This window comes from Alteromonas sp. CyTr2 (genome assembly GCF_947311905.1).
GTDB lineage: Bacteria > Pseudomonadota > Gammaproteobacteria > Enterobacterales > Alteromonadaceae > Alteromonas > Alteromonas macleodii.
This window is the reverse complement of the sequence record NZ_CAMZMZ010000002.1, coordinates 214,127-239,704: the sequence shown is the minus strand read 5'-3', so window position 1 is coordinate 239,704 and position 25,578 is coordinate 214,127. Positions and strand designations below refer to the sequence as shown.

Below are 25,578 nucleotides of genomic sequence, written 5' to 3'. Positions count from 1 at the left end.
GTCATATGGATATGTTTAACATGGTAACGGATAAAACGATGCAAAGTGATAGTGCTTTGGAATACATGTGCCCGTATTGCGGCGCAATAAATGACTTCCAGCTAGAAACAGTTCGCGACATGTATCACGAACAGCATGAATCTTGTGGGTGCTGCAACAAAGTACTCAGTTTAACGGCGGCCGATGGTATTGGTGGCCGTATCAATTTGATTGTCGATTCACTGGATGCAGAGCTTGTTATCAAATAAAGCGCGTTGGGAAGCGTAGCAAAATGTTAGCAAACAAAAAGCCGCTTTATGAGCGGCTTTTAAAGTTCTTGAATAAAGTTCCGAAGCAAACAACCATTAACTACCGAAAGAACTCTCGTTTCAATTCATTATCAGTAAGGAAACGGCCGCCGAGCGCAGACGTTTTCGTATATGAATTAGTATCACGGATCCCTCTCGCCTTAACGCAATAGTGCGTGGCGTTAATGCTCACCGCTACGTCTTCAGTATTGGTCAACGTCTGCAACGCAACTAACACTTGTTGAGTTAAACGCTCTTGTACCTGTGGACGTTGAGCAAAGAAACCCACAAGACGGTTAATCTTTGAAAGGCCGATTACTGTATCTTTTGGAATATAAGAAACGGTTGCCGTGCCATCAATAGTAACAAAGTGGTGTTCGCAGGTGCTGGTCAGGCTTATATCAGATACCTGTACAGGCTGGTCAATCTGCATCTTGTTTTCAATGGCAGTAATCTTAGGAAATTTGCGGTAGTCCAATCCACCGAAGATTTCATTAACATACATTTTAGCGATTCGCGTGGGCGTATCACACAAACTGTCGTCAGTTAGATCAAGGCCAAGCGTGTCCATTACGTCACGCATAGCACTTTCAATTCGTTTGCGCTTTTGCTCGTCAGTAAGACCATTAGCCACCATAGGTGTTTCTAAACCTTTGGCTTCTAATGCTTCTCGTACACGTTGTGCTGGCTCTGAAATAGAGGGGTCTAGTGCGTCGCGCACAATTACCGCTTCTTTTGCTAACATTACTTTATCCGTAGTTACTTCTTTTTTGATCTTGTACGAGCATGAGTTCGTTACAGATCGATTACTTGGCAACATGACTTTTATTTAATGTCATTGCTACCGACTGTGCATTTGGCACAGAATAATAAAACCGTTACCTTTTACGAAAGAAGGACATCATCTTGAATTCACCTGTGTTAATTACAGGCGCAAGCCAACGTTTAGGCTTAGCTATGGCCAATAGTTTACTTGACCAGGGCCACCACGTTGTCGTGACTTATCGAACACTTCGTCCAAGTATTTCAATGCTTGAGGATAAAGGTGCTACAGTCTTACAGGCGGATTTTAGCACTGAGGCGGCTATTGATCGAGCAATTGATGAGATTAAGGCAATCAGTAAAACCTATCGAGCGGTGATCCACAACGCGTCAGATTGGGCGCAAGAAAAAGATAACCATGACAAGCATAGCTTGATTGAACGAATGATGTTGGTCCATGCTGTTGCCCCTTACCGCATAAACTTGGCACTTGAAAAGGCTCTTTGTGATTGCGACGTTCAATCTGACATTATTCATATGACTGACTACGTTCAAGAAACAGGCAGCGAGAAACACATGGCTTATGCGGCAAGTAAGGCAGCCCTGCACAACCTGACCCTATCATTTGCTAAGAAGCTAGCACCAAAGGTAAAAGTAAATAGCATTGCCCCAGCTTTGCTTATGTTCAATGAGGGTGATGACGAAGCTTATAAGCAAAAAGCGTTAGAAAAATCACTGTTAGAGATAGTACCGGGGGCGCAAGAGGCCGTGAAAGCCGTGAACTATTTATTTGATAGTGACTACGTGACAGGGCAAACCCTTCATCTTAACGGTGGGCGGCATTTAAGATAAAGACTGCCCCTTTTTTCTGTCATTTCAGTTTTCCTTATGGCTTAAAGTAATCGTCACCGCCAATTAATTTCATCGCCATTTGCCTTGGTCTCATGCTGAGGCATGGCTATAATCCGAACCCTATTTCGTAGCTATTTGGAATTTTACTATGCACGGCAACCGTACTATGGCGCCTGAATGGCATAACATTGATGCTGTTATGTTAGCGTGGCCTCATGCGCAAACCGACTGGGCTCCATGGTTAGAAGACGCGAGAGCGACGTATCTGAACGTGATTGCTGCAGTAAACCGCAACAATGCGGGTGTGATTTTATTATGTGCGCCGAGTGACGTAGACGATCTTAATTCTCGTTTACCAGAGAACGCTCGAGTGCTTATTGTTCCGGCCTCATTTAACGACACATGGATGCGCGACTACGGCTTCATCACGTGTAAAGACAGTGAAGGCAATGGCTCGCCGGTAGAATTTCGCTTTAACGGTTGGGGCAATAAGTTTAACGCCGCTGAAGATAATCTGGCGAATCAGCGTTATCTTGCTAGCATGTGTAAATCTGTACTTCGCAGCAGCCCAATTGTGGCAGAAGGTGGCGCGCTGGAAATTGATGAAGACGGACACCTATTAAGTACTGCCCAGTGTTTACTTAACCCTGAGCGTAATGGTGATATGTCGCTAAGCGCTTACGAAGATGCATTTAAAGATATGCTAGGCTGCAGCAAAGTTACTATTTTGCAACATGGTCATTTAGAAGGCGATGATACTGACGGTCACATCGACACATTAGTGCGTTTCACGCCGAACAAAGGCCTAGTGATCCAGGCGTGTAACAACCGTCCTAATGACAGTCACTTTGAAGGGTTGAAAGCGTTGTGCGACGAGTGCGCCCTTGAGCTGCCTGAGCATGAACAGTTTCATCTGCCGCTGCCTAATATTGTAAATGACGAAGGGGATCGCCTGCCGGCATCGTACGCAAATTACTTAATTTGTAACAACGCAATATTATTGCCTGTTTACGGTGAAGAGGAAGACGCAGAAGCCATTGAGACTGTACAAAGAGCACATCCCAATCATATTGTTGAACCAATCGATTGCAGTGTACTCGTAAGACAATACGGCAGCTTGCATTGCATTTCCATGCAGGTTCCCACAAATACATTAAAAGATTCCATTATCACCACCTTAAAGAAAGGAGTGTCATTACATGCGCCCAGCTAAGCTAAAAGTGGGTCTGGTACAACAGGCCGTTGCCGATAACGATAAAGCAACGAACTGGAATAAAAGTGCCGAGCAAATTGCCAAATTAGCCGCTGAAGGATGCGAGTGTATTTTGCTTCAAGAACTACACAGCACCCTGTATTTTTGCCAGCAAGAAGATACTGGCGCCTTTGATTTGGCTGAACCAATTCCTGGACCTGCGACAGAGTTTTTTGGTGAACTAGCCGAAAAACACAATATCGTGTTGGTGACATCTTTATTTGAAAAGCGCGGTTCAGGTTTGTATCACAACACCGCAGTCGTGTTCGACCGCAGTAAAGAAATTGCGGGCAAATATCGTAAAATGCATATTCCTGATGACCCAGGCTTTTACGAGAAGTTTTACTTCACACCGGGCGATATGGGCTTCACGCCTATTGAAACCAGCGTAGGTAAACTTGGCGTATTGGTGTGTTGGGACCAGTGGTATCCAGAAGCGGCGCGCCTAATGGCGATGGCAGGTGCGGACTTGTTGTTCTACCCTACCGCAATCGGCTGGGATTTAACTGACACAGAAGAAGAACGTACCCGTCAGCATGGTGCATGGGAAACCATTCAGCGCTCTCACGCTGTGGCAAACTCAGTACCGGTTATCGTGGCAAACCGCACTGGCTTTGAAGCGTCACCTGTTGAAGGTGACCCAGGTATTCAATTCTGGGGACAAAGCTTTGTAGCAGGCCCGCAAGGTGAGATTTTGGCCAAAGCCGAAGCTGAAGGTGAAACCACGCTAACCGTAGAGCTTGATATGGAGCGAACCGAACAGGTGAAGCGCATTTGGCCTTACTTCCGCGACCGCCGCATAGACGCCTACGACGAACTAACCAAGCGCTGGCGCGACTAACCCAAATAATGGGGTCAGAGTACATTTTCCAAGACAAATCTATGTCACAAAATGTACTCTGACCCCTTTTTTAATTCTGCCGCGGTGGAAATGTACTCTGACCCCATTTTGGTGGTTCATACTTTAAATATAATGTTGTCGTAGAGCATGAATACCTGTCGTGAGCGTTTAGGCAGAAGCGTTAGCATTACCTCTTCATCTATATCCAGCCCACCAGTGAACTGACCAAAGGCTGGCATCACAAATACATTTTCGTTGTTAGTAAAGCATTTGCCTGAATAACGGCGGCGAGTAATGGTTGTGCGCTTTTTGGGATGATAATGGCCAATAACCTGAGCACGAGTTTCACTCGTTTCTACTTCGTGTCTGAATACCATATTATCTAGCACTACTTCAAAACACGGCGTACCCGGTATGCCGTCGGGTAAATCTGGGTCATGATTACCTTCTACCCACATCCACTCGTTCACACTATCAACTAATCTGCATAAGTGCTGACGGTCATCAAAGGTCATGCGTGACATGCTGTGTTTATCGTGAAAGCTGTCACCTAAGCTGATTACTCGCAGTGGCTTGTAATCATCGATGATGCTCTCTAATCGCGTTAACGTAGCGGTGGAATCCAAGCTCGGCAACGGGTTCGCATAACTGCGTAAATAACTGCCTTTTTCTAAGTGGAGATCAGACACTATAAGCCAATCGCATGCGGGTAAATACGCCACACCGCGCGCGTCTAACAGCCACAAGTAGTCTGCATATTTTGTGATAGTGATGTGGCGCTGGCTTACTTTTTCGGTTAGCCACGCGTCAGTTATTGCCAAATTGCCCTCTTATTCTTTTCGTCTTTGCTTTTATCTAATATTATTCAACAGATGAGCCCGATAACAATGCGCGAACTTCATCTAACATGGTTTCAGCTTCGGCATATAAATTAGCTTGCTCAATGATAGCCTGCGCACCAGCGCCTTTCACTTGTTCACTACGCACATCCAGCACTATTGGAATGGCCATGGGCGACGGCTTTTCAAGATTCACTAATATCGCTGAATCTACATAGCGAATAAGTAAATTAGCGAGTCGCCGTAAATCAAGTAGCTCACGCTCTGCATCGGCCCGAGCTACTTTAAGTAAGATATGGTCGCGGTCGTGTTCACGCAACGTATCGTAAATAAGGTCCGTGGAGAACGTGACCTGCTTCATGGTTTTTTGGCTGGCGTGATAGCGCTGTTCAGTGAGCCCACTCACCACCGCCACTTGCCTGAACGAGCGCTTAAGCATAGGTGCCTGTAACATCCAGTCTTCTAACTCGTCCCCTAAAATATCCGGCTGAAAGAGGTGCTGCAGCTGCCCTTGTGTGATGGCGTTTACTGATGCTACCGATAATCCGTAATCGGTCACGCTGAAGCTTAAAGGCTTAATGCCCATTTTTTCCATTCGTCGCGTTAGCAACATACCTAAGGTTTGGTTCGCTTTGCGTCCGTCGAAGGTGTAGTACAAGGTATAGTGCGCATGTCTAAACGGAAATTGTTCTACAAGCACGTTGTCAGGACTAGGCAATTGAGAAAACGCCTGTTGAAGTTTAAGCCACTCTTGTACCTGTGCAGGCAGTGCTCTCCATGATTTCTGAGTAGCCAAAATTGCCCGTACCCCTTCCGCCAAGTAAGTAGATAGCGGCATTTGACCACCCGCGTAGCTTGGTATTTTCGGCTCTTTTGCTTTTGCAGGCTTAGCGTGTAGCTGCATGTCGCGAATAGCCTCAAAACGCAATACTTCTCCTGCAAAATAGAAGGTGTCTCCGGGCGTTAACTGCTGAGCAAAATACTCTTCTACTTCACCAATTATCTTGCCCTGATTTCCTCTTCGTATACGCTTTACTTTAAGCCGACCCGCTTCAACGATTGTGCCGATATTTTGTCTGTGCCGTTGAATAACCCGCCGATTCGCTGGCGAGTAAGTGCCATCGTCGTTTTTCGTCAGGCGTTGATATCTCTCATACGCATTAAGCGCACTGCCGCCGTCTTGAGTAAACTGCCACAGCTTATCGAAATCATCTCTATCCAACCCTTGATATGGCGTGGCGGTAAGTATCTCTTGATACAAGGTATCTGGGGTATCAGCCCTACTACACAAGCAGTTCAATATAAATTGCGGGACAATGTCCAGTGCCCCTGGCTGTGGGCTTTCCCCGTCTAGCTCCCCTTTTTCAATAGCGGAGATCGCCGCCTGACATTCCAGCGCTTCAAAACGGTTTGCCGGTACGAGCAACGCTTCACTTGGCTCGTCGAGCCTGTGGTTTGCTCGCCCTATGCGCTGCAGTAATCGGCTCACGCCTTTTGGTGCGCCAACTTGAATAACCTTATCCACGTCCCCCCAGTCGATACCTAACTCCAAGGCCGACGTACATACAATTGCCCTCAGCATGCCGCTTGCCATCATGGCTTCGGTCTTACGACGCTGCTCTTTGCTCAAGCTACCGTGATAAAGGGCAATGGGTAGCGCAGCCTTGTTTGCCTCCCACAGCATTTGAAACAACAGCTCTGACTGAGCTCGCGTATTCACAAAAACCAGCGTGGTTTTGGCGTTTTCAATGGCCTGGTAAATATCATCGATGGCGTAGCGAGCCATAAAGCCGCCAAAAGGCATGCGCGCTTTAGAGTGCAGCATTTCCACCTTAGGTTTTTCACCCGCTTTCACTTTTACAATATTAGCTACACCGTCACTGCCAGCCAGCCACGCACCTAGCGTTTCGGGAAAAGCGACGGTGGCTGATAAGCCAATACGCTTACAATGCGGTGATAGAATGCTTAACCGCGCGAGGGCGAGTGAAAGAAAGTCTCCGCGCTTGTTGGCCATTAAACTGTGCGTTTCGTCGATGATCACGCGTTTAAGCTTGCCAAAAAGCTTGTCGGCATCGGCGTAGCTCAACATCAGCATGAGCGATTCTGGTGTGGTAAGCAGGATGTTTGGCGGCTTTTTACGTTGACGCTGGCGCTTGTGTGAGGGCGTATCGCCTGTGCGTGTTTCTGCCGTTATCGGCAGCGCCATCTCTTCAATGGGCTGTAACAAATTACGATGAATATCTTGCGTGAGTGCTTTCAGCGGCGATATGTAAAGGGTATGTAGGCCGTTGAACCCATCCTTTTCTTTTCCTTTTGTTGCCTGTTTGTTTATTGCTTTTATTTCTGCTTGTTCACTGGTTCCGGTCTTCTTAACAAGCTCCTGGTTTTCCGAAATCTCATCAAGTTCACTCGTACCGAATGCCTCAGCAAGCTCGCTCATACCAAATGTCTCTGCAAGTTCGACTAGGCTAGGTAAAAAGCCTGACAGGGTTTTGCCAGCGCCGGTTGGCGCAATCAATAATGTACAGTCATGCTGGTCTTTCTCCACCAGCATGGTGTGTTGATAATCGCGTAGTTGCCAGCCTTTTTGTTCAAACCAATGGGCAAAGACTGAAGGAAGTGAAGTCATTGATGGTTCTTGTTAATACTTTTAGCACTTATACGGCAAAACCTTGGTTAGGTTTACTTGTCACGCCTTACGATAGATTCACAATGTAATCATCCTCAGCGCGTTTAATGTTTAGATACATTTTTCACTTCGACCTTATGCATTTTCTTAGCGTAAACTTCAGCGCAGAGTTTTTGACCTTCTTATGCTTCACGAATTAGCGATTTTCTTACAAGGACCGTACATGCGAATTCATTCAATAGACGCCGTTAGAGGTTTAGCCATTCTTGGCATCTTATTCATGAACATTACGTTTCACCAAAACGGTTACGCTAACTATGCTTTTTTTGAAGAGCCGCTATTATCAGACACGGTTATTTCACTTTTTAACACGCTGTTTTTGGATGGACGATTTCGTTCTCTGTTCTGCTTGCTGTTCGGTGCAGGTCTGGCAATTCAATTTGAGGCCTGTGAAAAGCGCGGACAACATTTCCTAGATTTCTCACAAGCCAGACTTAAGTGGCTGTTTGTATTTGGGCTACTGCATGGCGTATTTATTTTCAGCGGCGACATTTTGCTTTATTACAGCCTGTGCGCATTTTTTATTTTAAAACACTTCACGCTCCCTCAAGATGAACTCAAAAAGAAAAGTATTCATTACCTTATTGTGGGAAGCGCAATTATGTTAGTTGGTGGGCTCGTCATGGCGTTTGTGTTCGACATGGGGGCTGAACTGCCAACGCGACCCAGTGAAACATTTAACGAAGAAGTCGCCTTGTGGCAAAGCGGCTATTTAACGCAGCTTGGTATTCAAGCGTCATTTATGCTGTCTACGGTTATTGTCGCGCCATTCACTATGCTGTGGCAGTCTATGGGGCTTATGATGTTTGGCGCTTATTTGTATAGGGCAGGCTTTTTCAATCACGGCTTCTCGTCACTACTATTTAAGAAGTTAGTATTGGTTGCTATCGTCACATCCATCATTACTGCACTTCCGCAATTTTTATTCGAACAGGTAACATTAGATGTGATTCCCATGTTCACTAGCATTCCAGCCATTTTCTGTGCTTTGGTATACGCTCACCTATTGATAAATATAAGACATACTGCGGCGTGGTGGTATCAGTCGCTTATAAACTGCGGCAAAGTTGCGTTCACCCTCTACTTAACCCAATCAATAGCACTCGCTGTACTATTTCGCATCGTCATGCCCGCTTATTTTCCAAACTTTATTTACAGCGTAACGTTGCTTGATTTGCTTCTTGTCACCATCGCCTTCACCGCAGTACAAGTTATTTTGGCGAACGGCATTACTAAGCACTTCAACCAAGGTCCCTTTGAAGCCCTATGGCGAAAAATGTATTTGCGCAGTTTTCACAAAAAGCAAAAATTGAAACAGGACGAAATAGAGCAGCTCACCTAACGCCATATCGCTTGCATCTTGAAAATTGTGTCTATACTGAACGGTAAACGTAACCTAAATAAGTAGGCCTGCTAAGCTTTACTCAATGTTAAAGGTTAGCAGGTCCAATGGCTTTTCCTTAGCCATTGAGGTAAATAGGCATGATACAAAATCGACGTCGAGTAGGGCTATTTTCAATAGTAGCGGTGATGATAATTCGGCACCTTTTCTGTCAACAAGCTTTTGGAAGTGTGTTGGACAGTGCGCAAACATCACAGCTCCCCCCTAGCAGTTACGAAGTTAAGATAGTCGAAAGTAGTGAGCTCGACTATGCCTCTCATGCCTATTACTCTGCATTACTTAAATTAGCGCTTAGCAAAACAGAAGACCCTATTAAACCAACATATCTCGTAGAGAGTAGCGGCAATTTGGTGCAAGAACGCGTTCTGCGCCAACTAAACCAAGAAGGGGGAATTGACGTTTTTTGGACAGTGACGTCAAAACTACGTGAACAGCAAGCCATTCCGGTGCGGGTTCCTCTATTGAACGGAATCATGGGCTATCGCGTCTCTTTGATCCGCCAAAGTACTCTACGTGAGTTTAACAATGTTCGTAGCGCGCCTGACCTAAAGCGGTTTATTGCAGGTCAAGGTCACGACTGGCCCGATTTTCAGATTCTAGAGCACAACGGATTTACTACGTTAGGAACCAGTAATTACGACATTATCATTGAGCTTTTAAAGGCTGGTAGAATTGATTACTTTCCACGTGCGGCTCATGAGGCGGTGGTAGAGGCGAAATCACTAAACGACCCAGACATTATCATAGAGCCTTCAGTTTTATTGTATTACCCGTCTTACATGTTCTTCTTCGTTTCACAATCGAAACCTGAATTAGCGCAGCGCATAGAACGGGGATTAAATATTGCTCGACAAGACGGAAGCTTCGCCGCGTTATTTGAAAAATACATTAGTTTTAAAGATATTGAAAAAGCGCTGAAGCTTTCAGAGAGAACCGTACTTAAACTTAATAATCCACACCTCTCCGAAGCGACGCTAGAGGCAACAGCATCAGAAGCCCAACAACTTGAGGTTGTACAATAGGTAGCTCGAATAGCACGTTATAAGACTACAGCATCCTTATCAGTGTTACTTCTCATCAAGGAAAGTACTCCATTGATTCAACCGCACATGTAAAGTGAGAGACTTTTAAAGTACCTCTTCTGAAGCTGTATCCAAGTCCATATCTACTGCGACAAACAAAGTGCTTAAGCGCTTTACAGTTCGAAAAAATCCTCAACGAACGAATATCAAATGGTCGATTTTAGGTACTCACTACGTAGTAAGAGCATTGTTTATTTCGTGGAAATTATGTGTAGTGCATCCATCAACATGGCTTAAAGCTGACGACACTGGCCTGTATTGCGAGCCGGGTGAATTTTATATTGACCCGATGAATGAAGTGGCCACAGCACTTGTCACTCACGGACACGCTGATCATGCGCGCGCAGGCCACCACAGTGTCTATGCCAGTGCAGAAACACTGGCCATTATGAAAACCCGCTACGGCGATGAAATGGCAACACACCAACACGCCATAACGCTAGGTAAGTCAGTGACATTTAATGACGTTGCGGTCACTTTTTTCCCCGCCGGGCACATTTTAGGCTCTACCCAAATTCTTATCGAATATTCAGGTTATCGCGTTGTAGTTTCCGGCGACTACAAACGTCGCCACGATCCTACCTGCCCGCCGTTTGAAGTTGTCCCTTGCGATGTATTGATTACCGAGGCCACTTTTGGCCTTCCTGTATTTAAACATCCACCTATAGAGCACGAAATAGATAAGCTCCTTCACTCGTTACGTGTTTTTCCCGAACGATGCCACCTTGTTGGTGCGTATTCCCTAGGGAAATGCCAGAGGGTTATTTTAGCGCTACGTGAAGCGGGGTACGAAAAGCCCATCTACTTACATGGTGCGCAGCTAAAGCTATGCGATTTATATGAACAGCTTGGAATAAGTCTAGGCGCTTTAATTCCTGTATCCGACGTCGCAGATAAAAAAGCACTGGCAGGTGAGATTGTATTAGCGCCCCCCTCGGCATTGGCCGACAGGTGGTCGAGAAGCTTACCCAATGTGCGCCCTGTTATGGCGTCTGGCTGGATGCAAATTCGCGCCCGTGCGAAGCAAAGAAATGCCGAACTACCGCTTATTATTTCCGATCACTGCGATTGGCCAGAATTATTACAAACCATTGAAGAAGTGAATCCCAAAGAAGTATGGGTGACCCACGGTAGAGAAGACGCGTTAATGTATCAAGCTGAAAAAATGGGGTTCAAAGCTAGGGCATTATCGCTTGTCGGCTACGATGAAGAAGAGCAAGGAGGCGACTAATGAAAGCATTTAGTAATTTGCTTGAGCAACTTTATTACACGTCGGGAAACAAAGCCAAAGCGCAACTCATTGCTGATTACATTGCCAACACACCTGACCCTGATCGTGGCTGGGCTATAGCCGCTATGGCCGGTACGTTGCGATTCGATTTTTTTAAGCGTAACACTGTGAAAAAGCTCATTACCGAACACACTGACTCTGCACTTTTTGCAATGAGCTACGATTATGTGGGAGAGGTTAGCGAAACCGTGGCGCATTTATGGCCTTACAGTGAACCTACGGATAATCTTCCAAGTCTTACTGAAGTCGTAGAAACCTTTGCGTCTGTGAGTAAACAGAAGGTGTCGGAAACGCTAGCCAACTACCTGACGATAATGACCCCTGCACAGCGCTGGGCTTTATTGAAACTTGGCACCCGCGGATTGCGCATAGGCGTGTCGGCTCGCTCCATTAAACAAATACTGGCCGATTATGGCAATAAAGATATCAAAGAAATTGAAACGCTGTGGCACGCGGTTACACCACCCTACACCGACATGCTTGCTTGGCTAGAAGGCAAAGCTGACAAACCTGACATTGAAAATGCAGTTACTTTCCACCCCGTGATGCTCTCCCACCCTATTGAGGACAGCGATATTGATGCTTTTACGGAAAGCACGTGGCAAATTGAAAACAAGTACGACGGTATTCGCGTTCAGCTTGCTGTTAAATCGGAGCCTATTGCCAGTAAATGCGCCACAAGAAAAGACCAGAACGATAACAAAAAAGGGCAAACAATAGATGAAGAGACGCCGGATAAGGCGCTTTTCTCACGCACAGGAGATGACATTAGCCATTCTTTTCCCGACCTACTTGAAACGGTAAAAGGAAATATGGTGTTAGACGGCGAACTACTGGTTATTCATAACGTAAAAGGCGACGCTTATGACGCTATGGCTTCACAGCCGAATGTCGACACATTCAATGCACTTCAGCAACGCCTCAACAAGAAAAAGCCAAGTAAAGCACTGCAAGCGTCTTCACCTGTTGGACTTATTGTCTACGATGCCTTGGTGCTAGATGGCAAAGATTTAACTGAGAAAACGTTGAAGGAACGTCGCCAGGCGCTCCAAGAATGGTTTAACCATAACAAAAGCGAGCGCTTGTTTTTATCGGAAACCCTTTCTGCGAGCTCTCCTAAAAGCCTTCGTGAACTTCATGCCCACGTTTGTCAAAATCGCGCGGTGGAAGGGTTGATGATAAAGCGCTTAGATAGCAAGTACATCCCCGGCCGTCCCAAAGGGCAATGGTTCAAGTGGAAGCGCGACCCGCTGGTGGTTGATGCGGTAATGATGTACGCGCAGCGAGGGCACGGGAAACGATCGAGCTTCTATTCCGATTACACGTTCGGTGCATGGGAAGACGACCAGCTTCTGCCAATAGGAAAAGCATATTCTGGATTTACCGACGAAGAACTTAAGAAGCTAGACAACTGGGTACGGCGCAATGCAGTGGGGCGCTTTGGCCCTGTGCGGGAGGTAAAGAAAGATCTGGTGTTAGAAGTGGCTTTCGACGCGGTTCATCCTTCTTCAAGACATAAATCGGGGGTAGCGCTGCGCTTCCCTCGCATTCACCGTATTCGTTGGGATAAACCCGCCGCCGAAGCTGACACGCTAACCAACGTTAAAGCGTTAATCGAAAACTAACCACGTAAAAATACTTCCTAAGTAAGAAAAAATCGCTGAAAATGAAGTTTTACAGATGACCTCGGGCGGATTGCCTGAAGAGAACAAAAATAGGAAATCGCCATGCCTAAGGCTAGTGAAATCAAAAAGAATAACACCGTGGTATTTGACGGTAAGACCTGCATAGTTAGAGACATAGAACGTTCTGTACCCCAAGGTCGTGCAGGTGGCAGCATTTATCGCATGCGCATGTATGACGTCGTCACAGGTGCTAAGTACGACGAAACATTTAAAGACTCAGACACATTAGATATGGCTGATTTAATTCGTCGTCCGGCAATGTTTTCTTATGTTGATGGTGACGAATACATTTTCATGGATAAGGAAGACTACACGCCTTATCACTTGAACAAAGAAAGTATTGAAAATGAGGCGCTATTCATTAATGAAGACACCGACGGTATTCAGGTGGTTATCGTAAGTGAAGTGCCAGTAGCGTTAGATTTGCCAATGAGCGTAGAGCTTGAAGTTGTTGAGACAGACCCATCTATTAAAGGCGCCTCTGCTACGTCTCGAACCAAGCCTGCCACGCTTTCAACCGGACTGGTTGTACAGGTGCCTGAATACATCAGCACTGGCGAATGGATTAAGGTAAACACCGAGGAACGCAAGTTCCAAAGTAGAGCGGATAAGCACTAAGCAACCAATACATCAGCTGACGCCACCTTTGCCGGTGCGCAGCGATTGAAGAAAAAAGGGTTCATTTTGAACCCTTTTGTTTATCTTAAGATAATCGATACTTATTTAGCGATATTAGCCTGCGTTGGCAATGCGCTAAATGCACCATACTGCGTTACCGTGTAAGCACCACAGCGGATAGCAAATTCCGTAGCTTCGCTTACATTCTCGAAGTTCTCCGCCCACGCGTCGAAGTCATCAGCGCTTTTCACTTTTGTAGATAGGAAATATAAGAAGCCACCAATAAAAGAGTCACCCGCTGCCGTCGTGTCTTTTACATCCATTTTAGGTGACGCTAACGTGCCGCTGAAGGACTTGGTAATATAGTGAATGGGCTCACCACCATCGGTGACTAGCACCACTTTAACGCCACTATCTAACCACTGCTGAACCTTTGTATCAGCATTTTCTTCGCCATATAGCTCTGCGAGTTCTTCTCGGCTAGCCTTTAAAACAGACACTTTCTTTGCAGCTTCATCTATACGTGACGGCGCATTCGCTGTGTCATCCCAAAACGCTGGGCGATAGTTAATATCCAAACAAACCATCATGCCGTTTTCCTTCGCCTTGTTCAGAATAAACTCGGTACCAGGAATAAGTTCAGGGCCTGAAATAGAACCTGAGCAAAAATGAAGCACTGTATTTTTATCACAATCTATCGTCGACAAATCTTGCTCTGAAATGTGTTTATGCGCGGCATTATCAACATAAAAATCAAAAGAGCGTTCGCCGTCTGCATCCAAGTTTACAAATGCCAGAGCCGTATTACCTTCTTGTGTAGTCCACACGAAGTCAGTGTTTACTTTGTAATGCTCTAGCATTTCTTTAAGAAACGCGCCAAAAGTATCGTCACCTACTTTCGAGACCATCGCACTCTCACCACCTAGCTGAGCTACAGCGACTGCCACATTAGCAGGTGCACCACCCGCGTAGGGCTGGAAAGGTTTCATTGCTGGTATGTTGCCATCTTTGGGCGCAGCACCTTGGCTTAACATATCAATTAGCACTTCACCTAAACATAAAATCTTCATACCAGCCTCACTTAACAGAATTTAAAAATTGCAGCTTACCTATGCACAGTTCGCGCAAGGTTAACGAATCGTTAATTAATTGGGGCATAGTATTGTCGAAAGAATCAATTAAATCAACCTAATTGATTTAACCTTTTGCGCAAAAATCAATGGGTGTGATAGGGTTGACCTAGTACTGTCGAATAAAGTTATGTCTGAACAAGTACCTACACCATTTCTTAAATTTGATACACGGCTAGGTTGTTATTACACTCTAGCTTCTTAAAACGATAGATTGTAAATACATTGAATACTGAATCGGCCTTTCACCTGCCATCACAAAAAGCACCTACATTGCTTGATAGCCGCTCAGCGAATGAACGGGATATCCTTACCCTAATTCGCCAACGTTCTTCATTGCCTAAAGCTGAAATAGCACAGTTAACGGGGCTGTCTGCACAATCAGCGACAGTGATCATTAAAAAACTAGAGGCTGACGGCCTGGTAAGGCGACTAAAGCCAATCAAAGGCGGAGTAGGCCAGCCCAAGGTGCCGTTTGGTCTAAATGAAAACGGCGCGTTTGGTATAGGGCTGAAAGTAGGTCGACGAAGTTTCGATATGACGTTACTCGACTTGAAAGGCAATGTAAGAGCAACACTTCACGAGAAATTTGCCTACCCGACCGTAAGCAATCTGCTTACCTTTGCAAAACGTGCTTTCAATGTACTCATTAAAAATTTAGATACCGACCAACAGCGCCTAATCCGAGGTTTAGGCGTTGCTATGCCCTTCGAAATTTGGAGTTGGGCAGAAGAAGCCGGAGCCCCAAAAAATGAATTGGAAGAGTGGAGAGAGTTTAATCCACAGGCGGCGTTGGAAGATTTATTATCACTTCCTGTTTTTATAAAAAATGATGCTGGAGCAGCGTGCAGCGCAGAGATGTCTTTCGGTAATTCCCAAAACTACAATAGTTTTCTTTACATCTTTGTTGGCACATTCTTAGGTGGTGGCCTGGTACTCAATAACCAGTTAGTTAATGGAAAAACAGGCAACGCTGGGGCCATTGGCTCTTTACCTTTTTACAATGGCAGTACACAAAGCCAGCTAATAACCCAGTCTTCACTTTATTTGCTGGAAAGAAAGCTAAACGACGCTGGGCATAACGGTCAGCATATTTATGAATCGCCATCCCACTGGTCTTGTGACACGCGCTCAATAGAAGACTGGTTGAGCGAAACTGCCAGAGGATTGGCCTTTGCGACTCAATGTGCAATGAGCTTGTTAGACCTAGACGGCGTAATCATAGATGGCGCAATTCCTGATGATGTCAAAAACGCATTGGTCGCGCATACGCAAAGCGCGATGGAGACGCTTGATATGCGTGGCCTTGCTCAGGTACACATAAGCGAAGGTCTTGTAGGCAGAAAAGCGCAATCCATTGGAAGTGCAAACCTAGCCCTTCAGGCAAATTATTACTAATCATCTCACATCTCAAAAGGTTTGGCTTGGGGCAGCATGAAAGAAGGAATGCATGACATTTTAATTTTAGATGGCGGCATGGGGCGAGAGCTGAAAAAGACAGGTGCACCCTTTAAGCAGCCAGAGTGGTCAGCACTGGCACTAATGCAAACACCTGAATTAGTAGGTGATGTGCACAAACGTTTTCTTGAAGCTGGTGCCTGTGTTATTACCACTAACGCCTATGCGCTTGTACCTTTTCATATTGGGGAAAATACATTTAGGGAGCAGGCTTTTACTCTCGCTCAGAATGCGGCCGAACTCGCTCGAGGCGCAGTAAACGCACTAAAGAGCGATGGTGACAAGAGGCGATTTGTCGCGGGTAGCGTTCCTCCAGCTTTTGGTTCTTACCGCCCGGATTTATTTGATGCGAGCCGTGTAGCCGACATTCTCACCCCGCTTATTAAAGCCCAGGAGCCCTATGTTGATGTTTGGTTGATTGAAACTGCAAGTTCGGTAGAAGAAGCTAAAGCCGCGGTGTCACTTATAAAACAGCACTCTTCACTGCCTATATGGCTGTCATTCTCCGTTAGTAATCGAGAAACATCTAACGAGCCTGTGACATTGCGCTCTGGTGAGCCGCTAAGTGAGATAGCGCCAATATTGAGCGAAGTACAAAGCGTACTTTTCAATTGCTCGCAGCCGGAAGAGATGGAAGACGCTATTTCAATAACGCGAAGTTTAAATACTTCGATTAATATTGGCGCTTATGCAAATAGCTTTTCTGAGAGAAAACGTACACACGCGGCCAACGCGCTACTTTCCGAAATACGTGACGATATAACCCCCGCCCGCTATGTTGAATACGTTAAGACTTGGGTAGCTGCTGGCGCAACTATCATCGGGGGCTGCTGTGGTATCGGCCCTGAACATATTAAAGCCATCAGCGACGTTTAAACAGCAATTCAACGAATGTCAGTTTCGATTCACTTAGCCACTGACTACCGCCTCGTTCAAAGTGCCCCGCTCAATTCGCTATCGATGTAATGATTTTGGCACGCTGATATCCATTGTTCGACAAGGACTGGCCTTGGCCTACGTGCCTGACTTCATAGCAAAAAGCCATAACCTTACTAGCGTCGATGTATTAGGTTATGACTTTTATCATACGGAGCACTTCGAACTTGTTTACAAACCTAGCATGGCATCGGGATGGCTCAACCGGTTTGTCGACTCAGTTAAAAGCGCTATTTCGTAACAACATTTTTAGCCCCTTTGATCAGTGCTTCTCTGTCAATTTTATTCGGGACTTCCACTCCACGCCGTGCGGCTGGCCTCGCTTCAATACTGTTTTTCCAACGGGTTAAGTTGTCTAACCCTTCTATGCTTACACCAGACCATTCATAGGTACGCACCCAACACCAGTTCGCCATGTCAGCAATACTATAGTCGTCGACCAAATACTCTCGATTTTCTAGCCTCCCATCAAGCACAGTAAATAGGCGGCGTACTTCGTTCTGATAACGTGCTATCGCCACTGGAATTTTTTCTTCTAGGTAGCGGTGGAACACATTAGCTTGGCCCATCATTGGGCCTATGCCTCCCATCTGAAACATGACCCACTGTAAAACCTGGCTTTTTCGCTTTGCGTCGGAGGGTAAAAACATACCGCTTTTTTCTGCGAGATAAATCATGATAGCGCCAGACTCAAACACGATGTGACCGTCGGCTTCTCTATCCACAATTACAGGAATGCGGCCATTGGGGTTCATCGCCAAAAATTCAGGAGTTTTCTGCTCTCCCTTCATCAGGTTTACGGCATGGGCGGTGTATTCAAGCCCCATTTCTTCAAGCGCTACCGACGCTTTCCAACCGTTCGGTGTGGCTGCGGTGTATAAATCTATCATTAGGCTTTTGCACTCTCTCTGTTACTTACCGCCTCATACCAGCGCGCCAGATTGACATGCTCGTCAGTCATACGAATTTTTACCACACGGGCGAAATCCATAGCGCATAACGCAGTTATATCGGCAATAGAAAAGGTGTCCCCAGCAATAAACTCTTTAACACCAAGTCGACGCTCTAAAATGTTCAAATATTTCGACGCATTAATACCCGCTTCCTTACCGAATTCAGGAACCGGCGTCATACGATCTTTAAAGTAGCCTGTAGTATGTTGAAAACACATACCAATTTGCATCATAAACGCGAACTCTACTTGTCGTTGCCACATAGAAATAGTCGCTTTTTCAACGGGCGTTGTTCCCATTAGCGGAGGCTCTGGCTGCAGTGCTTCAAAATACGTACAAATGGCATCGGTTTCGGCAATACAGGTGCCGTCATCAAGCTCTAAAATAGGTATCTTTCCCAGCGGGTTCTTCGCGCGCATTTCCGCAGTTAGATTTTCACCCTTTTGAATGTCGACCTGAACGTAGTCAACGTCAATGCCCTTCTCAGCCAAAAACATTCGTACTCGACGTGGGTTGGGCGCAGTCTTCGTTTCGTAGATTTTCATAATGATGATTACGGGCCTTATGGTGATTAGTCAGGAATTGTAATAACCCAAGATTAGTAACTGTGCAGTACGCTTTCAAATCACTCTGTATATGACTCATACTATTCAGCGCCTTTATGGTTATACCTCTGTATTTTTCGCAGATAGTTAGCCAGTTGCAGGTCTTGAACCAGCTCTATCTAGATGCTGCTACAGCGCTGTGAGTACTTTAAGACGCTTTATTTCATTGTCAGTAAAATGGGCAGATTGATACTCTTGCAGTGCTTTTTCTATTGCGTTTGAATCAAGAGATTGCTGAGCCAAGTTATCGCGGAATGTTTTGTATTCGGCAATTCTGTTTTGCCACTGAGCTTGTTGTGCCCATGTTTTGGAAAAGCGTTCTGCAACTTCGCTACCAAATTCAGCCGCCACTGCGTTATAGCGATCGTTAATAGTGCTGTGGTTGTTTTTTATTTCGTTTATTCGATGCATATTAAGCGTGGGCTGGAAGGCTTCACGTTCGGCAGAGTTTCCCGCTTTAATTGACTCGACGATAAGGGCCTTTCTCTCGTCTCTGGATAAGGTGTTTTCTTGGGCAACACTTAAACGTGCTAGCGCCGCCTCATCTACCTGCGCTTCTTGACTAAACAGATAGTGGTATTCAGTATTATTAAAGTAAGTTCGCCTAATTTCCTCTCGCTCATCTAGCTTAAACGACACATCCTGCAAGCTGTGACTGGCAAGGTCGACGTCCAATTCAACCAAAGACAGCGCCACTTTGTAATCGACATACCGGGCAAATAAGTCGATTGCGTCACCTTGCGTGCTGAGTGTGAATACTCCGTGAGCATGGGTTGTGTAGGCAAGTTTCACTGCTTGCGGCACTTCTGAGGAGCGTGTAAATACGAAGCGATCGAAAGCGTCTTTGGTCGAGTAATTGAGTTCAAAGGGAATGAGATCAGCTGCAATATCAGTGTCACTATCCCGATGACTACCTACATCAGTTACTTGATGTACTGCACCGCCTCCTTCTAACTCATATTCTCCGGCTTTCGCTTGTTCACCTAAGGATGAGCGTTGACTGAAAATTTCTGAATTAGAGGTTTGGGATTCAGACGCTAACTGGTTGTAAAGAATAGCACCGAATACTAAGAGGGCGAGCAGCCCTCCTAGTATTGGAAAAACACGGCGTAATTGACGCTTCTCCACTACAGTCCTAAGCCTTTCAGTCGGTTAGCCTGACGAACAAACACGTCAACTGGGTCGGTTTCAAACCAGTGCGTTATGCCAAAGCTCTGGTTGACTTCATCAAGGTGGTTCATTTTATAGTTGTCTTTAAGTACTTTGCCTAAATGAGAACTACAGGTCGATACTAGCCCATCGTTTGGCTCTTTGAATGCGGTGCCAGTAATAGCTAAGAATGGGTCAACTACATCAAGTGCATTGGTGTAAGTTCTGCCTCCGCTCCACGAGAAATAGTACACGCCATTTTCAGCCAACATTTTTCCATCGTTGCGGCAGTAGGCAGTAGGCATCCCTTCTGGATATTTTTGATTGAAAGCAACAGAGCCAGACGTAGACAATGAATTAAGCGCAGCGATTGAATCTGTAGGTTTGTCTCGCGGATCTGACCCAGAGGCAATCTCGATGATATTGGCGAACGCATTAACTACAACGCCCGCAGCACCCTCGCCCACTGAACCTTCAGAAAAAGCGTCTCGTAGTTCATCTGCCACTTTGCTTCCCCAGTTTACGCCGGCAACTGAACTTACCGAAGCAACCTTATCTGGGGCAATGCTTGCGGCGTAACGTGCCGTTGGACCACCGTGACTGTGTCCAATTAAATTCACTTTGTCAGCTCCTGATAGCGCCAGAACTTCATCAATGTAATCGAGTAACTGTTCACCGCGGACTTCGGTCGAGTTTGCTGGTGAGACCTCTGCGATATAGACAACAGCGCCGTTTCGGCTAAGTTTGTGCGGTACCTTATAGAAATAATCAACAAATAAGATATCTTCGAACCCAAACAGACCGTGAACTAACACAATAGGGTGCTTGGTTTTTGCGTAGGTGCCAGCGTAGGCTTGGCTAGACAAGCCTAATGTCATACTGAACAAAGCTAAAAACACGGCGAATTTACCGAGCCATGGTTTTGTAGAGCGTATTCTTGTAGAGCGTAAGTGGTTATGTAATGTCATCGAGTTTTTCCCATAATTATGGTTATATGTGGCCTGTGGTCAGACCTTTGTTATAATTATGTAAACAAGATGTAAAGATCAACCTTTGTATGAAATCTTTAACAAAGGCTTTTACTGTGTATAGGTAAATTCTCGACGGAGTTAGTTACTATTAGTCAGTTAATTCATAAAGATAGCGTCAGGCATGAAGTATGTTAACTCATACCATTCGCTCTGAAAATACAGGGAATAAATAATACTTATAGTTGCTTATTTATGTTTGGAATATGCTTGAACGTAGTTTACGGCTAGGCTCGAAGTGGTTAGCCACTCTCCTTTAAGTGGGTTTAGCCTCATACCGACCTGATACTTAAGGGTAAACTCATTTCCAATCCAGCGTTTTAATTCGCCGGGCTTAACAAATTTCTTCCAGTCATGGGTTCCTATTGGTAAGTAGCGCATTACGTATTCCGCTCCCACTATGGCAACAACATAACTTTTCAGCGTGCGGTTCAGCGTTGCCAAAATCAGCAGGCCACCCGGCTTAACCAAACTTGCGCACTCGAGCATAAGCTGCTGCTGGTCAGGCACGTGCTCAACTACTTCGGCGTTAATTACCACATCATATTGCCGACCTTCTTCTACTACCTCGCTTGAAAGTTTGTGCTGATAGTCTACCTTCACTCCTGTATTTTGAGCATGGCGCTTTGCCACTTCTACGCTCACCGCACTGGCATCTATTCCTGTAACTTGGGCGCCTAATTTTGCTAGCGGTTCGCTTATTAGCCCACCGCCACTGCCAATATCTATCACTGATAAGGCGGAATAATCGGGAGGCAAGTTGCCCTGACCGAAATGATTTTCTATTTGTGCTTTTATAACGTTTAGTCTTGCCCGATTAAAATCCAGCGCGGTTTTGTATTTGCCTTCTGGATCCCACCAAGAGTCAGCCAGCGCATCGAAGCGCGCAATCTCTTGTTCAGAAAAGTTACTGTCGCCTGTTTTTTTGCTTTTATCGAGCACGATTTTTTACCTTAAAACGTAGTTACCGTAGTGCTTATTGTTGACCCTTGTCGAGCAGGGTCATAAGGTGGATAGATAAGGTTCTATTCATCCTAAATTCGCTACTTGGCGATTTGAATAAGACATACCTATTAAACCATACGTTGTAAAAGAGGGTTCTGATTTTGGCGAACGCAAAAAATGTTTATGGACGCCCACTCCAGCTATGCTGTGGAAATACTGGATTTACGCGAGAAGGATTTTGCTATGTACCAGACGCTGATGTGGGTAATCACAGCGTATGCGCGGTTGTCACTGACGAATTTCTTCAATTTTCGCTACGACAAGGCAACGACCTCATCACGCCGTGGCCTAGTATGACATTTCCTGGCCTGTTAGCAGGCGACAGATGGTGTTTGTGTGCCGCTCGCTGGCTACAAGCCTATGAGGCAGGTGTAGCGCCGAAAGTACGCTTGGAAGCCACACATGAAAAAGCGTTAGACATTATTCCACTTTCACTGCTAGAAGAGTACGCGGCAGATTAATCTAAACCTGCCGCCTCGCCCTCGAATGCTTATATTCGCACTATTGCGCGAACATTGCTTGATTGAGCAGTGAAACTCAATCTACTACTGAGGAGTACGAATTACCATAAGGCGAGTCTCAGACATATCTTCAATCGCATAGCGAATACCTTCGCGACCTAAGCCTGAGTCCTTCACGCCACCATAGGGCATGTTGTCCACCCGCCAGCTAGGTACATCTCCAATGACCACACCACCAACGTCAAGCACGTCCCATGCTTTGTGCGCTTTGTATATATCGCGGGTAAACACACCTGCTTGAAGTCCGTAGCGGCTGTTGTTTACTTCTTCAAGCGCTTCGTCATAGTCATCGAATGGCACCAGAATAGATAGAGGGCCAAACGCTTCTTCGGCACTGGCATCACAATCCTTTGGTACATTTTCCATTACCGTAGCCTCAAGCATGGCGCCGTCTCGCGTTCCGCCGCATAGAATGGTGGCACCTTTCTCTTTTGCTTCTTCAACCCAGCCGTGAAGGCGCTCTGCTTCGCCTTCTGAGATCATAGGGCCAATAAAGGTGTCTTCATTAGACGGGTCGCCAGACACTAACGCTTTCACTTTTTCCACATAGCGCGACTTAAACTCATCGTATATTTTGCTATGCACTAAAAGGCGCTGAACACTTATACAACTTTGCCCTGATTGATAATAAGCTCCGACAATTACCCGGTCGATGGCGTCTTCAATATCGGCATCTTCATCAACTACGCATGCGGCGTTACCGCCAAGCTCCAATACCACCGGCTTCTTTCCTGCTTTTGCTTTAAGCGCCCAGCCCACATCAGGTGAACCTGTGAAGCTAAGCAGTTTTAGTCTTTCATCAGTAGTGAATAAGTCAGCGCCGTCGCGGCTACAAGGTAGAATAGAAAATGCGCCTTTGGGTAAGTCAGTTTCAGCTAATACCTCACCAATAATGAGCGCACCAATAGGGGTTCGCGAGGCAGGCTTAAGTACAAAGGTACAGCCTGCTGCGATTGCAGGAGCCACCTTGTGCGCAGCCAAATTCAGAGGAAAATTAAACGGCGATATAAATGAACATGGACCTATAGGGACCTTCTTGGTCATGCCCTGATAACCTTTGGCACGCGCCGAGATTTCTAAATTCACCACCTCGCCGTTAATACGCACTGATTCTTCTGCCGCTATTTTGAAGGTATCGATAAGGCGGCTGACTTCGCCCTTAGCGTCTTTAATTGGCTTACCAGCCTCTATACAAAGCGCTTGTGCCAACTCATCGGCTCTTTCGGTAAAGCGCTTCACACAGTGCTCTAGCACCGCTTGTCTCTCGAAAGGAGCCATGGCGGCCATCGCAGGCTGCGCTTCTTCTGCTGCAGCAATGGCCTTATCGATGGTATCCGCATCGGCCATCGCCACCTTGGTTGCTACCTCTCCGGTGTATTTATTAGTCACGTCCAAGTCGGTATTGGCATAATGTGGCTCACTCGCTAAATAATAGGGATAGCTTTCCTTCAACATTTTTTACTCCTTACCTTTTCTATTACGTTTGGCTTAAAGCTTGGCGCTAAGCTCTTTAATCGTATGATTTAGTGTTTTGTCATTCATACTGTAATCAACTGGACAATCGATAATATGTACGCCTTTTGTGTTCAAACACTTATCAACCAAGTGAATAAGTACATCCGCATCGTCAACTCTCCAGCCCTGTGCGCCGTAACTTTGTGCGTATTTAACAAAGTTGGGGTTGCCATAATCTAAACCAAACTCATCGAACTGCATGTTTGCTTGTTTCCACTTGATCATTCCGTACGCATCGTCGCGCAAGATGATCACCACAAGGTCAAGCTTAAGCCTAACGGCAGTCTCAATTTCTTGGCTATTCATCATAAAGCCGCCATCGCCGCATACGCTTACCACAGGGACATCAGGCTTCACTAGTTTGGCTGCTATAGCTGATGGCAAACCGGCTCCCATTGAAGCCAGTGCGTTGTCTAAAAGCAGGGTATTCGGATGATATGCGGGGTAATTTCGGGCAAACCATATTTTATATACGCCGTTGTCTAACGTAACAATGCCGTTATCAGGCATAACTTTACGAATATCACGTACAAGACGTTCTGGTAAGATAGGGAATCGATTATCGTCTTCTGCTTCAGCACGGTGGTCTACATAGGCTTGATGCACATCTTTGTAGAAGTCGAGTTTCCAACTGTCTTGGGGAGTAATGCCTTCTTTTATTTGCCAGATGCTGTTAGCAATATCTCCAACGACTTCGAGTTGCGGGAAGTAAACAGGGTCTACGGCAGCCGAATCAAAGTTGACATGAATCACTTTTTTATCGTTGTGATGCATGAAGAACGGTGGCTTTTCTACCACATCGTGGCCTACGTTGATAATAAGATCGGCACGCTCTATTGCCCTGTGTACAAAATCACCGTCAGACAGAGCAGTGTTCCCTGCAAAGCGCGGGTCGCTTTCATTTAGTACCCCTTTACCCATTTGGGTGGTAACAAATGGAATGCAGGTTTTATCAACAAACTCCCTGAGCATTTTCGCTGTTAGCTTTCTGTTTGCTCCGGCGCCAATCAATAACAAAGGTGACTGGGCTTCTTCAATCATAGTAACCGCAGCAGCAATTGCTTTGTATTCGGCGATAGGTCGACGGGCCATGCTAGGTGTCAGTATTTGGGCACTGGTTTGTTCTGCGGCAATGTCTTCTGGCAGTTCAATGTGTACAGCGCCCGGGCGCTCTTCATGGGCTAGACGAAATGCCTCTCGCACAGTAGAAGGAATTCTATCGCCACTCACAATCTGGTTAGTGAATTTAGTGATCGGCCGCATCATGTCAACGATGTCGATAACTTGAAAGCGACCTTGTTTGCTGGTTTTGATCGGCTTTTGCCCAGTAATCATCAACATTGGCATAGCACCAAGTTGAGCGTAAGCCGCGGGAGTAACTAAATTAGTGGCCCCAGGTCCTAAGGTCGAAAGGCACACTCCCACTTTTCCGGTAAGCCTGCCGTAAGTAGCAGCCATAAAGCCAGCGCCTTGCTCGTGACGAGTCAGCACCAGTTTAATAGAGGACTCGCGCAACGACTCAAGTAAGTCGAGGTTTTCTTCACCTGGGATACCAAAGACGTATTCCACGCCTTCTGCTTCTAACGCTTTAACAAATAAATCGGACGCTTTCATGTGCTGCACGCTCCTTGTAATTTGAGCAGAAAATAAAGTGCTTATTAGTTGTGCTACGAAACAA

23 protein-coding genes are annotated in these 25,578 nt (G+C 45.9%); 12 read left to right on the top strand and 11 right to left on the bottom strand.

Features of this window, described 5'->3' with window-relative positions; all coding sequences use genetic code 11:
• Positions 1 to 5 precede the first annotated feature (5 nt).
• The gene (locus QME20_RS02465) at positions 6 to 248 is read left to right on the top strand and encodes a hypothetical protein (protein ID WP_014951060.1); all 243 of its coding nucleotides are present in this window, start codon (positions 6 to 8) and stop codon (positions 246 to 248) included.
• A gap of 100 nt (positions 249 to 348) precedes the next feature.
• Here QME20_RS02465 and folE read toward each other — a convergent pair whose 3' ends face one another.
• Complete coding sequence (folE, locus tag QME20_RS02460) at positions 349 to 1,032, bottom strand: GTP cyclohydrolase I FolE (protein ID WP_014951061.1); 684 nt, start codon at positions 1,030 to 1,032, stop codon at positions 349 to 351.
• 161 nt (positions 1,033 to 1,193) lie between these two features.
• On the opposite strand from folE, the gene folM reads away from it, so the two are divergent.
• The 3 genes from folM to QME20_RS02445 all read left to right on the top strand — a co-directional run bounded on the left by folM (position 1,194) and on the right by QME20_RS02445 (position 3,994).
• Entirely contained in the window at positions 1,194 to 1,901 is a 708-nt protein-coding gene (gene folM, locus QME20_RS02455) for a dihydromonapterin reductase (RefSeq protein ID WP_049588769.1), read from the top strand.
• 148 nt (positions 1,902 to 2,049) lie between these two features.
• A complete protein-coding gene (locus QME20_RS02450; RefSeq protein ID WP_061486719.1) occupies positions 2,050 to 3,114 on the top strand; it encodes an agmatine deiminase family protein in 1,065 nt (354 codons plus the stop codon).
• Entirely contained in the window at positions 3,101 to 3,994 is an 894-nt protein-coding gene (locus QME20_RS02445) for a carbon-nitrogen hydrolase (RefSeq protein WP_281715387.1), read from the top strand. Before QME20_RS02450 ends, QME20_RS02445 begins: the two co-directional genes overlap by 14 nt.
• 116 nt (positions 3,995 to 4,110) lie before the next feature.
• Here the strand turns inward: QME20_RS02445 and pdeM are convergent, their stop codons facing one another.
• A complete protein-coding gene (pdeM, locus tag QME20_RS02440) occupies positions 4,111 to 4,815 on the bottom strand; it encodes a ligase-associated DNA damage response endonuclease PdeM (RefSeq protein WP_281715386.1) in 705 nt (234 codons plus the stop codon).
• A gap of 40 nt (positions 4,816 to 4,855) precedes the next feature.
• Positions 4,856 to 7,462, bottom strand: a complete 2,607-nt coding sequence (locus QME20_RS02435) for a ligase-associated DNA damage response DEXH box helicase (RefSeq protein ID WP_281715385.1) — start codon at positions 7,460 to 7,462, stop codon at positions 4,856 to 4,858.
• A 223-nt stretch (positions 7,463 to 7,685) separates the two neighbouring features.
• On the opposite strand from QME20_RS02435, the gene QME20_RS02430 reads away from it, so the two are divergent.
• The 5 genes from QME20_RS02430 to yeiP all read left to right on the top strand — a co-directional run bounded on the left by QME20_RS02430 (position 7,686) and on the right by yeiP (position 13,600).
• Positions 7,686 to 8,864, top strand: a complete 1,179-nt coding sequence (locus QME20_RS02430) for a DUF418 domain-containing protein (protein WP_281715384.1) — start codon at positions 7,686 to 7,688, stop codon at positions 8,862 to 8,864.
• Between the two features lie 140 nt (positions 8,865 to 9,004).
• Complete coding sequence (locus tag QME20_RS02425; protein WP_239240904.1) at positions 9,005 to 9,946, top strand: transporter substrate-binding domain-containing protein; 942 nt, start codon at positions 9,005 to 9,007, stop codon at positions 9,944 to 9,946.
• A gap of 274 nt (positions 9,947 to 10,220) precedes the next feature.
• Positions 10,221 to 11,237 carry a ligase-associated DNA damage response exonuclease gene (locus tag QME20_RS02420; RefSeq protein ID WP_281715383.1) on the top strand — a complete coding sequence of 339 codons (1,017 nt, stop codon included), beginning with the start codon at positions 10,221 to 10,223 and terminating at the stop codon, positions 11,235 to 11,237.
• Positions 11,237 to 12,922, top strand: a complete 1,686-nt coding sequence (locus QME20_RS02415; RefSeq protein ID WP_281715382.1) for a cisplatin damage response ATP-dependent DNA ligase — start codon at positions 11,237 to 11,239, stop codon at positions 12,920 to 12,922. Before QME20_RS02420 ends, QME20_RS02415 begins: the two co-directional genes overlap by 1 nt.
• Before the next feature lie 102 nt (positions 12,923 to 13,024).
• Complete coding sequence (yeiP, locus tag QME20_RS02410; protein ID WP_014951071.1) at positions 13,025 to 13,600, top strand: elongation factor P-like protein YeiP; 576 nt, start codon at positions 13,025 to 13,027, stop codon at positions 13,598 to 13,600.
• 101 nt (positions 13,601 to 13,701) lie between these two features.
• Here the strand turns inward: yeiP and QME20_RS02405 are convergent, their stop codons facing one another.
• Positions 13,702 to 14,670, bottom strand: a complete 969-nt coding sequence (locus QME20_RS02405) for a carbohydrate kinase (RefSeq protein ID WP_014951072.1) — start codon at positions 14,668 to 14,670, stop codon at positions 13,702 to 13,704.
• A 285-nt stretch (positions 14,671 to 14,955) separates the two neighbouring features.
• Here QME20_RS02405 and QME20_RS02400 point away from each other — a divergent pair, with 285 nt between their 5' ends.
• Together QME20_RS02400 and QME20_RS02395 are read left to right on the top strand one after the other, a co-directional pair.
• Positions 14,956 to 16,128, top strand: coding sequence for an ROK family transcriptional regulator (locus QME20_RS02400; RefSeq protein ID WP_014951073.1), 1,173 nt, complete (start codon positions 14,956 to 14,958; stop codon positions 16,126 to 16,128).
• Positions 16,129 to 16,164: 36 nt separating this feature from the next.
• On the top strand, positions 16,165 to 17,064 hold the full coding sequence (locus QME20_RS02395; protein WP_281715381.1) for a homocysteine S-methyltransferase family protein: 900 nt from the start codon (positions 16,165 to 16,167) through the stop codon (positions 17,062 to 17,064).
• 290 nt (positions 17,065 to 17,354) lie between these two features.
• Here QME20_RS02395 and QME20_RS02390 read toward each other — a convergent pair whose 3' ends face one another.
• The 5 genes from QME20_RS02390 to ubiG all read right to left on the bottom strand — a co-directional run bounded on the left by QME20_RS02390 (position 17,355) and on the right by ubiG (position 21,801).
• Entirely contained in the window at positions 17,355 to 18,014 is a 660-nt protein-coding gene (locus QME20_RS02390; protein WP_014951077.1) for a glutathione S-transferase N-terminal domain-containing protein, read from the bottom strand.
• Positions 18,014 to 18,622 carry a glutathione S-transferase family protein gene (locus tag QME20_RS02385; RefSeq protein WP_014951078.1) on the bottom strand — a complete coding sequence of 203 codons (609 nt, stop codon included), beginning with the start codon at positions 18,620 to 18,622 and terminating at the stop codon, positions 18,014 to 18,016. The genes QME20_RS02390 and QME20_RS02385 overlap by 1 nt, the downstream gene beginning before the upstream one ends.
• A gap of 189 nt (positions 18,623 to 18,811) precedes the next feature.
• Positions 18,812 to 19,810 carry a lipase chaperone family protein gene (locus QME20_RS02380; RefSeq protein ID WP_281715380.1) on the bottom strand — a complete coding sequence of 333 codons (999 nt, stop codon included), beginning with the start codon at positions 19,808 to 19,810 and terminating at the stop codon, positions 18,812 to 18,814.
• The gene (locus tag QME20_RS02375; protein ID WP_168532732.1) at positions 19,810 to 20,799 is read right to left on the bottom strand and encodes a triacylglycerol lipase; all 990 of its coding nucleotides are present in this window, start codon (positions 20,797 to 20,799) and stop codon (positions 19,810 to 19,812) included. Before QME20_RS02375 ends, QME20_RS02380 begins: the two co-directional genes overlap by 1 nt.
• 249 nt (positions 20,800 to 21,048) lie before the next feature.
• On the bottom strand, positions 21,049 to 21,801 hold the full coding sequence (gene ubiG, locus QME20_RS02370; protein WP_281715379.1) for a bifunctional 2-polyprenyl-6-hydroxyphenol methylase/3-demethylubiquinol 3-O-methyltransferase UbiG: 753 nt from the start codon (positions 21,799 to 21,801) through the stop codon (positions 21,049 to 21,051).
• 164 nt (positions 21,802 to 21,965) lie between these two features.
• Here ubiG and QME20_RS02365 point away from each other — a divergent pair, with 164 nt between their 5' ends.
• On the top strand, positions 21,966 to 22,325 hold the full coding sequence (locus QME20_RS02365) for a DUF2237 domain-containing protein (protein ID WP_014951082.1): 360 nt from the start codon (positions 21,966 to 21,968) through the stop codon (positions 22,323 to 22,325).
• 84 nt (positions 22,326 to 22,409) lie between these two features.
• On the opposite strand, the gene QME20_RS02360 is transcribed toward QME20_RS02365, so the two are convergent.
• Both QME20_RS02360 and QME20_RS02355 read right to left on the bottom strand, forming a co-directional pair.
• Positions 22,410 to 23,840, bottom strand: coding sequence for an aldehyde dehydrogenase family protein (locus QME20_RS02360; protein WP_061096080.1), 1,431 nt, complete (start codon positions 23,838 to 23,840; stop codon positions 22,410 to 22,412).
• Between the two features lie 33 nt (positions 23,841 to 23,873).
• Positions 23,874 to 25,514, bottom strand: a complete 1,641-nt coding sequence (locus QME20_RS02355; protein WP_014951084.1) for an acetolactate synthase large subunit — start codon at positions 25,512 to 25,514, stop codon at positions 23,874 to 23,876.
• Between the last annotated feature and the right edge of the window lie 64 nt (positions 25,515 to 25,578).